Origin of the sequence: Rahnella inusitata, assembly GCF_003263515.1 — a bacterium.
GTDB lineage: Bacteria > Pseudomonadota > Gammaproteobacteria > Enterobacterales > Enterobacteriaceae > Rahnella > Rahnella inusitata.
The window spans coordinates 154,049-169,910 of record NZ_JYDE01000017.1; the positions used below are offsets into that span (position 1 = coordinate 154,049).

General features: G+C 58.9%; 1 protein-coding gene. It reads left to right on the forward strand.

What is annotated here, in order from left to right; translation table 11 throughout:
* Positions 1–268 precede the first annotated feature (268 nt).
* Positions 269–15,862: an Ig-like domain-containing protein gene (locus TU92_RS10625; protein ID WP_112166950.1), complete on the forward strand. Its 15,594-nt coding sequence runs from the start codon at positions 269–271 to the stop codon at positions 15,860–15,862.

A 15,862-nucleotide genomic window follows, 5' to 3' on the forward strand; every position in this document is an offset into this window, starting at 1 on the left:
ACTTTTTTTTAATACACTTAACTCAAATCATGCATATAACTTATGGAGTTTAGAGTAAAAAAATTCCTAAACGACATAACAGAAACACATAAAAAGCATCACTAAAATCAACTTTTGCTCGTTTTGCAGTCGCTCGTTTTACCCATCACCAGTTGGAAGTTAATCCATTGCTTTAATGGTCTTCTCGTTTGCGCGATAGCACCTCTCTGACGGGAGGGGTTGTTCGTGGCGGATTTGAGTAATAACTGGACTCAGACAGGGGTACAACATGGCTCAGAACGGCGGCGTAGTTATTGATGTTCTTGCTCGTAAAGATGGTGCAGTAATCTCTCAGATTTCTGATGCCAGTCAGGATGTTACCCTCAACCAATTGAGCATCGTGCGCGTTCACGCAACGCGCGATGCGGTCGCCAGCTACGAACGCGTGGGTAACGATCTGGTTATCCACATGAAAGATGGCCGTACCGTACGCTATCACAGCTTTTTCGATACGGATGGCAAAGGCCACCACAGCGAGCTGATTTTTGACGACGGTGTTCACCCGATTGAACACGCTGCTTTTGTCGATACCGGCGCGACGGCAGGCGCGGTCACCGTCGTTCCCGCGTATGAAACCATCCCCGACGTCGGTGTCTTACTGCTCGACTCTTCCAACTTTGACCCTGCAATCCTCGGCGCTGTCCTTGGTGTTGTCGCCCTCGGCGCAGGCATTGCCATTGCCGCAGGCGGCGGTGGTGGTGGCGGTGGTGGCAGCAGTAACAATGGTGGAAGCCAGGGAGGCAATAACGGCGGTAATAACGGGGGCAACAACGGCGGTACGGGCGGGGAGAACGGCGGCAACAATGGCGGAACCGGTGGAGAGAACGGCGGCAATAACGGCGGAAATACCGGTCAGGCTGCGAGTCTGACACTGGGAGCTTTTGCCGGTGACAACATTCTCAATGCGGCCGAAGCTCGCCTCGAGCAAATCTTCTCAGGGACGGCGGGAAATGTTGCCGCTGGCCAGACCATCACGCTGACTGTCAACGGTAAAAGCTATACCAGCACGGTAGGTGCAGACGGTAAATGGGACATTAATCTGCCTCCGGCTGATTTGGCTAATCTGGCAGACGGCACCTATGTCATCTCCGTGACCGTGACCGGCACCGACGGTAATTCAGTCACACAGGGTGTCACTGTTGTGGTGGACAGAACGCCGCCAGTGGTCACTGTCGAACAGATTGCCAGCGATAATATCCTCAATGGTGATGAGCATCAGCAACCGCTGACTGTGAACGGTACGGCCTCAATTTCTGAAGCCGGACGCACCGTAGTTGTTACTCTCGGCGGCGTTGAATACAGCGCAGTCGTTGGCGCGGACGGCAAGTGGTCGGTGACCATCCCGGCCGATGCGGTGCAGGCGCTGACCAATGGCGAATACACCCTCACGGCATCGCTGACCGATGCGGCCGGTAACCAGACCTCCACGCCTGCTGAATTTTTGGTAGACGACAACGCTGGCATTCTGACCATCAACCCGGTTTCCGGTGATGGCCAGCTGAATGCTGTCGAAGCGCAGTCTCCGCTGGTGATTTCCGGCAACGCAACCAACGTGCCGGAAGGCTCCGTTATCACCGTGACCTTAAATGGTCAGACGTACACCGGCACGACGGGCCCAAATGGTGCATGGAGTGTGAATGTTCCGGCAGATGCTTTGCAGGCGCTGACCGATGGCACAACAACGCTCACCGTCAGCACCACAGATGCAGACGGCAATCAGATATCCACCACAACCGATTTTAACGTGGCCGTGCATCCTGGCGAACTGACGCTGGTTCCGCCATTTGGCGATGGCACGCTCAATGCTCAGGAATCTGGCGGCGATCAGACGCTCACCGGGAATACTGGCCTGAAAGGCGACGGACAAACCGTCAGTGTGGTGATTGGCGGGCAAACCTATACCGGTACCGTAGCACCCGACGGAAGTTACAGTGTGAGCCTTCCGGCTGCCGCGCTGGCAACATTACCGCAAGGCAACAACGCGGTGGTCATCAACGTCACCGATACCGCCGGTAACCACACCACACTCAATACTACGGTGTCTGTCGATACCCTTGCGCCAACCCTGACCGTGAACCCGCTGGCGGGAGACGGGCAGATTAGTCTGGCGGAAGCCGCAGGCGAGCTGACCCTTTCGGGGACGGCATCAGTCAGTGAAGCCGGTCGGACCGTCACCCTCACCGTCGGTGGACTCAACTTTATCGCTGTCGTGGGCGACAATGGCGTCTGGAGTACTACCATCCCGGCGGGCGCGCTCAGCGGCCTGAATGGTGATTTCACCGTCACTGCGACACTGTCTGATGCCGCAGGTAACACCACCACCAATACCAGTTCAATTCACGTTGCTGCCGATGCCACGCTTCAGCCTGCAATCACCGTCGATATATTTGCCAGCGATAACGCTGTCGATGGTGCTGAAGTCAAAACCGCCCAGGTACTGAGCGGTACCACTACCCGCGTAGAAGCCGGTCAAATCGTCACCATCACCCTCAATGGTCAACAGTATCAGGCCGAAGTTCAGGCCAGCGGCAAATGGAGCGTGATCATTCCGGCTGCTGACATGGTGGCACTGGCTGACGGCTCACAAACCATCACCGTCAGCGTTGCTGATAAAGCCGGTAACCCGGCGACCGGCAGCGAAGGTTTCACCGTCATCAGCACCGATGACGGCATCGCGATTGACCCTGTCACCGGCGATAACGTGATTAACGCCGTTGAAACCGCAGCGGGGATCACCATCAGCGGTACCACTTATGGTGTTGACGTTGGCGCACAGGTCACCGTCAAATTTGGCGCACTCACTCGTTATGCATTGGTGGGCGCCAACGGCAAATGGAGTCTGTTAATAAGTTCGTCTGATATCGCCGGGATCGACACCGCGACCACTTCGTTATCCGCTTCGGTTGTCGGCAGCAATGGCGATGTCCTGACTAACAGCGTCAATGTCGGGATCGACAACGTTGATCCTACGCCGACGTTGAATACGCCGTTTGGCGACAGCTTCCTCAATCTCGCCGAAGCGGCAGCCGGTCAGGCGCTCAGCGGTACCACCGGTAAAAGCGGCGAAGGCCAGACGGTGACTGTGACCGTTGGCGGGCAAACCTACACGGCGACTGTTGCCGCAGATGGCAGCTGGACGGTGACTCTCCCCGCGGCAGATTTGCAGGCATTGCCTCAGGGGCCACTGCAAATTTCTGTCACAGCAGCCGACGCGGCGGGAAATACTGCGACCGTGGTCTCCACGGCAAATGCTGATTTCACCGCTCCGGTTCTGACCGTCAATCCTGTTGCGGGCGACGGTTATGTCAGTATTGCCGAAGCGGCAGGCCCGATTGCTATCACCGGTACCGCGTCACTTTCCGAAGCCGGGCGCACGGTATCTGTGACGCTCAATGGCGAAACCTATACCGGTACCGTGCAGCCGAATGGCCAGTGGAGTATTACCGTTCCTGCGGGCGCGCTGTCAGCGGTCGCGGACGGGCAATATCCGCTGAGTGTTGAAATTTCGGATGCAGCAGGCAACAGCACCACCGTCACCTCAACCGTTCAGCTCGATGGCAATCCGGCAACGGCGCCGACCCTGACGCTCAATACCTTTGCGGGCAACAACGTGGTGGATGGCGCAGAACAGCAGACGGCGCAAATCCTCAGCGGCACAACCAGCCAGGTTGAAGCCGGTCAGACAGTGACTGTCACGCTCAACAATGTGACCTACACCGCCACTGTGCAGACGGGCGGCAACTGGAGTGTCAGCATTCCTTCGGCTGACCTGCTGGCGCTGCAAAACGGTTCCCTGACCCTGACGGCGACCGTCAGTGACAAAGCGGGCAATCCGGCGAGCGGCACTACAAATCTCACCGTCGATAACACCCTGAGCGGCCTGTCAGTCGAACCTCTGACCGGCGATAACCTGCTCAATGCCGCCGAAGCGGCGGCGGGCGTAACGCTCACCGGCACCTCGACCAACGTACCGGTCAACGGCGTTGTTACTCTCACGCTCAACGGTAAAACCTACACCGCTACCGTGGGCGTCGGCGGTGGCTGGAGCGTTCAGCTTCCGGCGGGCGATCTGGCTTTACTCTCTGACGGCACGCATACCCTCAATGTATCAGCGACCGATGCGGCCGGTAATCCGGTCAGCAGCAGCCTGAGCTTTGACGCGATCACCCACAGCCTGCCTTCTGTTACGCTGAATACGCCATTTGGTGATGGTCTGTTAAATGCAACCGAAGCGGGCAGTGTACAAACACTGAGCGGTTCAACCGGCGTCAGTGGCACCGGGCAAATAGTCACCGTCACGCTGGGCGGTAAAGATTATCAGGCGACAGTCGGCGCTGATGGCAGCTGGAGTGTCAGCATACCGTCAGCCGATCTCGGCGCGCTTACTCAGGGTGACGCACCGGTTCAGGTCGTTGCGAAAGATGAAGTGGGTAACGAAAGCCTGATCACCGCCAATGTCACTGTTGATACGGTAGCGCCGGTGGTCACGGTGGATCCGGTTGCCGTTGATGGCACCATTAACAACGCCGAAGCTGGCGCATTAATTCCTGTCACCGGGACTGCGGGCGTGGCGGAAGCCGGGCGTACGGTGACCCTGACCATTGCCGGACACACTTACACCGGCACTGTTTTGGATGACGGCAGCTGGACGGTGAACATTCCGGCCAATGCATTGATTAACGTGGCGAACGGTTCTTATACCCTGACCGCCAGCGTCTCTGACGCTGCAGGCAATACCGGCAGTGCCAGCGAAACGGTCACCGTCACAGCGAACCCGGCGCAGTTGCCGACCATCAGCGTGAATACCTTTGCGGGTAACAACGTGGTGGATTCGGCTGAAAATCAGGTTGTGCAGACCCTGAGCGGTACGACGTCCAACGTCGAAGCCGGTCAGATTGTCACTGTCACTATCGGGCCACTGAGTTACGAAGCTGTTGTTCAGGCCAGCGGTGCATGGAGCGTCAGCATTCCGGCAAATGCGCTGGAAAATGGCAACCTGACCGTCAACGTCTCGGTGAGCGATAAAGCCGGTAATCCGGCGACTGGCTCATCAGACTTCCTGGTCGATACCACCCTCGGCGGCATCGCCATCAATACCATCGCCGGTGATAACAACATCAACGCCAGCGAAGCGGCGCAGGGGGTTGTCATCAGCGGTACGACCGCAGACGTGCCGGAAGGCACCACGGTCACCATCAAACTGGGCGGCATCACCTACACCACTACCACGGATGTTGACGGTAACTGGACGTACACCGTTCCGGCAGGGGATATTGCCAATCTGGCCGACGGTACCAGTCACGTTATCGTCTCGACGGTGACCACGGCCAACGGCACCGTGACCAGCCAGCAGGACGTGGGCATTTACACCACACTGCCGGAACCGACCCTGAATACGCCATTTGGCGATGGTCTGTTAGGGTCCACCGAAGCCACCACCGATCAGACGCTCACCGGTAAAACGGGCCTGACCGGCGATGGTCAGACTGTCACCGTAGAAATTAACGGCGTTCCTTACACCGGCACTGTGGCGACTGACGGATCATGGACCGTGACCGTGCCTTCCGCTGACTTGCAGAACCTGCCAGCCACGGATAACCCAATTATCGTGACCGTGACAGACGCAGCCGGTAATAGCAGCACGCTGACCGGCAACGTGAATGTTGATTTCACGCCGCCAACGCTGCTTCTCAATCCGGTGGCGACCGATGGTGTGATCAACACCGCTGAAGCCGCAAGCGGTCTGAGCCTTAGCGGGACGGCATCACCAGAAGATGCGGGACAAACCGTCACGCTGACTTTCAATAACCAGACCTACACCGCGCTGGTACAGGGTAACGGCACCTGGAGTACCAGTATTCCGGGCGGCACGCTGACCGGTGTGGCCGACGGCGATTACACCCTGACCGCGACCCTCAAAGATGCGGCGGGCAACAGCACCACCACAACCGGACAGGTCACGCTGGATCAGACCGGACCGGTTCTGACCATTACGCCAGTCGGCGGTGACGGTCTGGTGAGTGCGGCGGAAGTGACGTCCGGTATAACGCTCAGCGGTACAACGTCGCCTGACGAAGCCGGTCAGACGGTGACCATTAGCTTCAACGATAAATTCTTTACGGCGCTCGTCCTTCCCGATGGTTCGTGGAGCACAACCGTGCCTTCCACCGCGCTGGCCGGACTTCCGGCAGGCAGCTATACCGTGTCGGCGCTGATCAGTGATCCGTCCGGTAACCCGACGACCACCACCAGCCAGATAACGCTCGATCTCACTCCGCCAGCCCTGACGGTAAATCCGCTGACCGGTGATGGACGTGTGAACGCCATTGAAGGGGCGGCCGACATTCAGGTCACCGGTTCAACCGATGCCGCTGAAGTCGGGGGCATTGTGACGGTGACCATTGCGGGGCTCAGTTATAACGCAACGGTTCAGGCGGACGGCACCTGGACGGCGACCATTCCGGCCGGTGTGCTGGCAAACGTCGTTAACGGTTCTTATCCGCTGACCGCGTCCTTATCTGATGCCGCCGGTAATACTGCCAGTGTCAGTGAAAACGTCAGCCTGGCTGCCAATCCGGCGGCACAACCCGTCATCGACATCAACGACTTCGCGGGCAATAACCTGCTGGATGCGGCAGAAAGTCAGGTGGCGCAAACCCTGAGCGGTACAACCACGAACGTGGAAGCCGGTCAGATTGTGAATATCACGATTGGTGATGCCACCTTCACTGCCACCGTGTTAGCCAGTGGCGCATGGAGTGTGTCCGTCCCGGCGGCCACGTTGGGTGCTCTGGCGAATGGTTCAGTCACCATCAATGTCTCCGTTAGCGATCTGGCGGGCAACCCGGCCAGCGCGTCTGAAAACTTCACCGTGGATACCACGCTCGGCGGTGTGGGGATCGATATCATCGCGGGCGACAACAAAATCAATGCTTTGGAAGCGGCAAGCGGCGTGATCGTCAGCGGCACCACCTCTGACGTCCCTGAGGGAACCGACGTGCGCATTGTGATCGGTACGATTGACGTCACGGTACAGACCGCAGCCGACGGCACCTGGAGTTATACCCTGACGCCAGAGCAGGTGGCGACATTACCGGAAGGTACCTCGGCGGTTGTCGTGACCACCGTGACCACCGCCAATGGCCCGGTCTCCAGCGAACAACCGCTGGGTATTTACACCACCCTGCCAACGCCGACTATTGAACCGGCCTTTGGTGACGGACGTCTGAGTACCGCTGAAGCGGCAACCGCCCAGACGCTCACCGGTACCACGGGTCTGACCGGTGACGGCCAGACGGTCACCGTAAGCATTGCCGGACAGAATTACACCGGCACCGTCGCCACAGACGGGACATGGACCGTCACCATCCCGTCCGATTCGCTGAAAGCGCTGCCAGCGGATGTGGACAATATTCTGGTCACCGTTACGGATGCGGCCGGTAACGGCGGCACCGTCAACGGTTCAGTCGCCGTGGACTTTACCGCACCGACGCTCAGTGTGGCGCTGGTGTCCGGTGATAACGCGATCAATGCGACCGAAATTCTCGGTGCGGTCGAACTGACCGGTACGGCGAGTCCGGAGGATGCAGGCCAATTCGTTCAGCTGACGTTCAATAACGTGACCTATACGGCGCAGGTGCAGCCCGATGGTTCATGGACCACCAACATCCCGGCGGGAGATCTGACCGGATTGCAGAACGGTAATTACATTCTCAATGCCAGCCTGACCGATCTGGCGGGTAACACCACTACGTTGCCGGTGACCATCGCCATTGCGACCACTTTACCGACACCGTCGATTACCGCGCCGTTTGGCGATGGTTATCTTAATGCGCTTGAGGCGGGCAGTGATCAAATCATCACCGGCAGCACAGGCGCGACCGGACCGGGGCAAACTGTTTCTGTCACCTTTGCCGGGGAGACCTACAACACCACGGCGGATGCGCAGGGACAATGGTCGATCACAATTGCGTCCACCGTGCTGGAAAACCTCACCGACGATACCTTGCCGATGGTGGTCACCGCCACCGATGCGGCGGGCAATTCCGGTACGGCGACCAACCAGATAACCGTTGATTTCACCGCGCCGGAGCTGGTCATTGGCGCCGTTGCGGGCGACAACATCATCAACGCGGCTGAAGCCCTGCAACAGGTGGTGATCAGCGGAACCTCAGACATCGCCGATGCCGGACAACCGGTGTCCGTAGTGCTGAATTTCAACGGTGTGACTTACACCGCGCTGGTACAAAACGACGGAAGCTGGAGCTTTACGCTGCCGGGTAACGTCGTGCAACAACTTCCTGATGGCCCGTACTCCTTAACCGCCACCCTCACGGATGCGGCGGGTAACATGACGACTGAAACGCGCAGCTTCACCGTGGATGCCGCCAGGGCCACTCTGCCTACGCTGACCATCACCGATATCGCGGGCGATGATTACATCAACGTGGCGGAAAAAACCGACGGTTTCACTATCACCGGGACCTCGACCAATATCGAAGCTGACCAGCCGGTCAATGTACTGTTCAATAACGTCAGCTATCCGACCACCGTGGGTACTGATGGCAGCTGGTCGGTGAATATTCCGGCATCTGCCCTGACGGGGCTTTCCGATGGGCCTCTGGTCGTGACAGCGGGCTCGCTCGATAGCTCTGGCAACCCGGCGAGTACCACCCACAACGCGACCGTGATTGCCCAGGCGGGTGATTTACCGACCGTAACCATCAAAACGGTGTCCGGCGATGACATTATTAACTCGCAGGAGCACAACCAGCCGCTGACCCTCAGCGGGACCACCACCCACGTACCGACCGGTAATATCATCACCGTCACGTTGAATAACGTCACCTATTCGCCGTTGGTGCAGTCTGACGGCTCGTGGAGCGTCACACTCACCGTGGCGCAAACTCAGGCGTTACCGGAAGGCGACAATCTGATCACTGCGACGGCGACAGACATCGCGAGTAACCCGGCCAGTGCTACGCATGACATTACTGTTCACACGACGCCAACGCTGCTGACCGTTGATGTTGATACCGGGCTGGATAATATCCTCAATGCTGCGGAAGTGCTGACCGGCCTGCCGGTGAGCGGCATCACGGAAAGCAACGTTACCGTCACGGTGAAACTCAACGGCATCACCTACACCACGGTTTCTGATAACGACGGCAACTGGAATGTCACCATTCCAACGCTCGACCTGCGGGGAATCACCACCGACGGGCTGAAAACCGTCGAGGTCAGTGTCACGGGGGCTGATGGCAATACCAACACGGTGACCGATGATTTCACGCTGGCTATTAACACCCTGCCAACGCTGACGATTGGGCCAGTGGCGGGAGACAATATTCTCAATATTGCTGAATCAGCGGCAGGCTTTATCGTCACGGGGGCAGCGTCCAATCTGCCGGACGGCACTGCGGTTATTCTGACCATCGGTACAGTGCAGTTCAACGGCACAGTGACCGGCAATGTCTGGACCGCGAACGTCGGTGCCGGACAGCTCAATGTGCTGCTCGGTTCCGCGGCGGATATTTCCGTGACAGCGGTGGACGCCGTCACCGGCAATACCGCCTCTGTCAGCGGCAGCCTGACGGTTGACCTGACGCCGGTGCCTGCTCCGGTGATTAATCAACCGTTTGGCGATGGTGCACTCAACGCAGCTGAAGCGGCAGCAGACCAAATTATCAGCGGCACTACCGGTATCACGGATGTGAAATCGGTGCTGGTCACCGTGGGTACCACCGAGATTATCGCCACGGTGAATCCGGACGGCTCATGGTCTGCAACTATTCCTTCTGACGTGCTTTCTGCGTTACCTGACAGCACTGCCGGTACCCCGGTTACCGTGGTAGTGACAGACGTTGGCGGTAACTCCAACAGCACAGCCATTAATGTGCCGACTATCGTGAACGATCTGCCACTGGCGACCGTGACTGACAGTTTTGGCGGTCTTATCAACTACGCAGAAGCGCAGGCGGGCGGGACGCTGAGCGGCCTCACCGGTGCCACCACCGCCGGGCAAACTGTCGTGGTGAACATCAACGGCACTGACTACACCACCGCCACGGTCGATGCGGCGACGGGCACGTGGGAGCTGGCATTGCTGCCATCCCAGCTGGCAACACTGCCAAACGGTAACTGGACGGTTACCGTCACCGTGACTGATGCCGTGGGTAACTCCAGTACTGACAGCGAAATTCTGGGCGTCCAGATTTCGCTTCCGGCGGCACCGGTTATCGATCAGCTGTTTGGCGACAGCGTACTGAACTTCGCAGAAGCCGCGACAGCGCAGACGATCACCGGCGCGACGGGGATCACCGGCAACGATCAAAGCGTTCAGGTGACAATCGCCGGGATCACCGGCAGTCCGTTTACCGTGACGCCAGCCGCTGACGGCACGTGGAGCCTGGAACTGTCCCCGGCACAACTGGCGCAGTTCGGCACCACCGGCGATCACACCATTACGGCGACGGTTACCGATCAGTACGGCAACACCAGTCTGGCGGCGAGTTCCACCTTCACCGCCGATGTGACGCAACTGACGCCGACCATCACCGACAGTTTCGGCCCTGTGCTGAACATTGCCGAAGCGGCGGGTGTGGTGTCGATTGGCGGATTATCAGGGGCGCTGGGTAACCAGAATGTGACCCTGACCGTTGATGTGGGCGGCAAAACCTATCCGGCCACCGTGATACCGGCAACGGGTGAATGGACGGTCAGTATTCCGGCAGGCGTACTCAGTTCGCTGACCGGTACGGATCATACTTTCATCGTTAACGTGACCGATGCCAACGGTAATACGGGCAGCAGTACGCTCAGCTTCACTACCGACTTCACGCCACCGGCTATCACGATTACAGACGTGTTTACCGATGGTTACCTGAATGCGAGTGAACTGCTGTCGGGCGCGGCGATCACCGGGACGTCCGATGCGCCATTTGGTAGCACGGTCTCCGTGAATATCGGTGCGGCCGGTCCGTTTACCACCACCGTGGACGCAGGCGGAAACTGGACGCTGACGCTGAATAATACTCAGCTTTCTACGGTTGCACAGGGCAGTCTGGCCATCACCGCGACCGTCAGTGACGAGAACGGTAACCCAGGTGCGGCAACCGGCAGCGTGATTGTGGCCTCTTCCGGCGCAGGTCTGCCTGCCATCGACATCAATACCTTTGTCGGCGGCGACGGCCTGAATTACACCGAGAGTCTTTCACCGCAAATCTTGTCGGGTACCACCAGCAAGATTGCGGTCGGGTCTACGGTCACTATCACTATTCCTGGTGTGGCGGGCCCGTTAACGGCCATCGTCGGCGAGGGCGGTTCCTGGTCGCTGACACTGACACCCGTGCAGCTTCAGGCGATCACCGACAACAGCACCATCAGCGTTTCTGTCACGGATGTCGCGGGCAATACCGCGACCGATACTCTCCCGAACTTTGGGGTCGATCTGACTGTGCCAGCGCTGCCATCCATTTCCCTCAACGTGGTCGCAGGTGATAACTACATCAACCTTGCTGAACACAACACCGGCACCATCACTCTTTCCGGTGCCGCTGCCGGGCTTGGTGTAGTTCCGGGTGTCTCACAAGTCGCTATTCTGGTGGGGGTAACGCCAGTTACAGCGACCGTTCTGGCCGACGGGACATGGACGGTTAATGTGCCAGCCAATTTATTTACTGATGGCAGCAGCACAGTTATTACAGCAACGGTGCTTACTGCGACAGCGAACCAGACCGTACTTACCGATCTGACGCCGCCGGTACTCACACCGGGCAACATCAGTGCAGACAACAACGTGCTTAATGCCACCGAAGCCGCGGCGAATCAGGCCATCAGCGGCACCGCAGACACGGGCGATGTCGGGCGTACCGTTACCATCACCATGAACGGCAAAACTTACACCGCCGTGGTGCAGGGCGGAGGCGGCTGGAGTGTTGGCGTCCCGGCGTCTGACTGGAATGCACTTGGACAGGGCGATAACAGCTATACCGCATCGCTTACCGATCTGGCCGGTAACAACACCACCGTCACGCATAACTTCACGGTCGATACCGTGGGCGCGTTGCTGACGCTGGGCTTGACCAGTGGCGGAGGCGATCTGGTCGATAACGTCCTGAGCCTGACCGAAGCCTTACTGGGCACCGTGATCGGCGGCACCTCCGATGCCGGTACCAACTCATTGGTCACAGTGAAAATTGCCGGTGTCACCGTGGGTACCGCTAACGTTCAGGGAGATGGCACCTGGAAACTGACGCTGCTGCCAGAGCAGTTAACCGGACTGGCTCTTGGTGACGGCACACATCTGGTTTCTGCGTCAGTTGCTGACTCGGCGGGTAACACGACGGATGTGAATCTGGGTCTGAATCTCCAGTTCAATCAGCTGCTTGATGTCAACCTGCTGACCGGTCTGCCGGTGCTTAACGGCGCGGCGCTGCTGGTCAATCAGGTGCTGAGCGGCAGCACAACCGATGCCGGTGCAGGATCTACCGTCAACGTCAAACTGGGCGATACCGTGCTGGCGAGTTCTGTTGTCGGCGCAGACGGCAACTGGAATCTGGCGCTGCTGCCAAACGTATTGCAGGGATTGTTGCAGGGGAATAATGCCCTGACGCTGTCTATCACCGATCAGTACGGCAACGTGCATTCCGAACCGCTGAATATTGAGGTGGCTTCCCTTGCACCGGTGATTGATACCGTCGGCGGTCTGCTGGCGGGCACCACCAGCCTGCTCAACACCACCACAACCGGTGTTGAACAGGTGGTCAGCGGAACCACCACGGCGGTCAACGGCACACTGGCCACCCTGAAAGTGGGTGCGCTGACCTTCACCGGAAACGTCGTTAACGGCGTGTTCTCCATTGCCGTACCGGCGCATGCGCTGGATACGCTGGCCGACGGCGTGGTGCCGGTAGTGCTTTCCGTGGCAGATGCCGCGGGCAACATTACCACCCAGACCCTGGGGAACCTGACCGTTGCGGTGAATAACCTGCCGCAAATTGTGCTGGATCCTCTGTTCGGTGATGGCCTGCTTAACGCCGCGGATTTACTGCTCAATCAGGTAGTCACCGGAACCGTGAAGAACGTGGCGGCGGGTTCTACTGTGGCTGTCACCGTGGGCAACAACCCGGCGATTAACGCCACGGTAGATGCCAGCGGACACTTCTCGGTCACCGTGCCAAACAATCTGCTGACGAATCTGCTCAATGGATTGCTGGATGTGAAAGTGGATGTGAATGCCACCAACGGCAACACCGGCACCCTGACTACGGAGGCGACCGTCAATATCACGGCGCCAACCGTAACCCTCAATACGCCGTTCACCGATGGCCTGCTGAGTGCGGCGGATGCGCTGCTGACGCAGACCATCAGCGGGATCGCCAGCGGCGTGGCGACCGGTTCGACGGTCAGTGTGGTCGTTAACGGCAAAACCTATCTGGGCACGACCACTAATGCAGCCGGTAATTTCAGCGTCACGCTGCAACCGGGCGACCTCAGTCTGTTCCAGGACGGCAGGCTGGACATCCGCGCATCTGTCGCCAACGCTGTGGGCAACCTTGGTTCGGGCGCAGCTTCCGCAAACGTCATCATTCATTCTCTGCCGAAAGTGGTGCTCGATCCGCTGTTTGGTGGCGACGGTATCCTGAATCTGGCTGAATCCCTGCTGTCTCCGGTGATAAGCGGTACGGTCATCAACGGTCGTGAGGGGGAAACCGTCACCATCAGTCTGGGCGTGTTAAACCTGACCGCCACGGTCGGTGCCGACGGCAAATTCAGCGCTGCATTGAATGCCGCCAATCTGACTAATCTGCTCGACGGCAACCTGACGCTGGGTGTCACCGTGACCGATACGGTCGGCAACACGGCGACCACCAATGCCGGTGTGACGGTCGGTATTCACGCTGCACCGGGCATTGTGCTTAACCCTGTCTTCGGCGACGGCATTCTCAACGTGGTGGATCTGCTCACGGCGCAGACCATCAGCGGCGTGGCGAGCAATGTGGCGCAGGGAACGCAGGTTACGGTGACGTTGGGGGGCAAAACGTATCTGGCGACGGTCGGTATCGGTGGCGCATTCAGCGTGGCGGTGCCAACGCTGGATCTCGGCAGCCTGATTAACGGCTCGTTTGACGTGGTGGCTAAAGTCGTGGATGGCGTCGGTAACCAGGCAACGCAAACCGGCGTGCTGAGCGTTATCGCGCAGTCTTTGCCAACCATCACGCTGGACAGCATCTTCGGCGACGGTTTGCTGAACGCCGCAGATGCGCTGTTAACCCAGACCATCACCGGTCACACCACCAATGCGGTGGGGTCGACCGTCACGCTGACGGTCGGAAATTCTACCGTCAGTGCGTTGGTGAAAGCGGACGGCACGTTCTCTGCTAACGTCGGCGCGTCAATACTGGGGGCTCTGACGGATGGCGTGCTCAACGTCAGTGCGAACCTGACCAATGCCGCCGGGCACTCAACCTCCGGTACGGGCTCGGCGTCGGTCGGATTGCATCTGCCGACGATCAACATCCCGTTACCATCCCTGTTTGGTGGCGATGGCTTCCTCAACCTGAGTGAAGCCAGCAGCAGCGAAACCGTGAGCGGAACCACCAACGCGGCGAACGGCAGTCTGGTGTCCGTTACGGTCGGCGGCATCACGCATACCGGTACGGTCACTAACGGTGCCTGGAATGTGGCGTTCACCTCGGCAGAACTGAAAGGCATTGCTGACGGTGCAACCCAGGTCGGGGTCGCGATTACCGACTTGCTCGGCAACGTGAGCAACACGACTCAGGCGCTGACGGTGAAAACCCATGCGTTGCCGGTCGCGTCTCTCGACGCACTCGGTTCGCTGACCGGTTTGCTGGGCGGCATTTTGGGCTCGGGGCTGACACTCACGGGTAAGAGCCGCAACATCGGCGCAGGCGGTGTGGTGCTGGTGACCTTACTGGGGAATACGTTGTCCGGGATCGTGCAGGCCGACGGGACATGGACGGTGAAATTCAGCAGTGCGGTGTTCAATGCTTTCAGCATCCTGAACCTCCCGGCGCTGCTGGCAGCACTGACCGGCGACGTGGTGGAACTGCGCGCCACGGACGTGGCGGGTAACGGGTTCGACGTTCACGTCGGGCTGTCCGGTGGTTCGACGCTGCCGCCGGAAACACTGGCAGCGCAGGCCAGCCTGCTCTCCACCACTGACGATAGCCATGCACTGGCGGGCGCAAGTATCACTGCCGATTCGACGTCCACCACCGATACCACGCATGCCGCGAGCACGCTGGTCTCTGCGCTGGCGACAACGGAGACCACTACCACGGCGTCCGCAGCGGAAACGACCGCTCACGCCGATACGGTGTTCTCCATCGGCGGTGTGGCGATCGACCTGACCGCCACCAACGGTGAGGCCATCGGTGGCGCGGGCAACGACACCATTTCTGTGCACACGCTGGACTTCGGCCTGATCGACGGCGGCACCGGCACCGATACCCTGTTGCTGGCGGGCACCAATCAGCACTTGGATCTGACGTTGCTCGGGCTGAAAGTTGAACATATCGAAATCTTTGATCTGGGCAACTCCGGCACCAACAGCATCTCGCTGAACCTGCATGAAGCGCTGACGGTGAAAGATAATCCGACCGATGAAGTGGTGATTAAAGGGGGCGAGGGCAGTCTGGTGAATCTGCAAATGGGCACCGACGGCGCATGGACGGAAACCGGGCAACGCACGGTGGATGGCCTGACCTTCGACGTTTATCACAATGCGGCAATGGACGCGTCCAATACGTTGGGAGACGTACTGGTACAGCACGGTTTACACGTTCAACAAAACTAA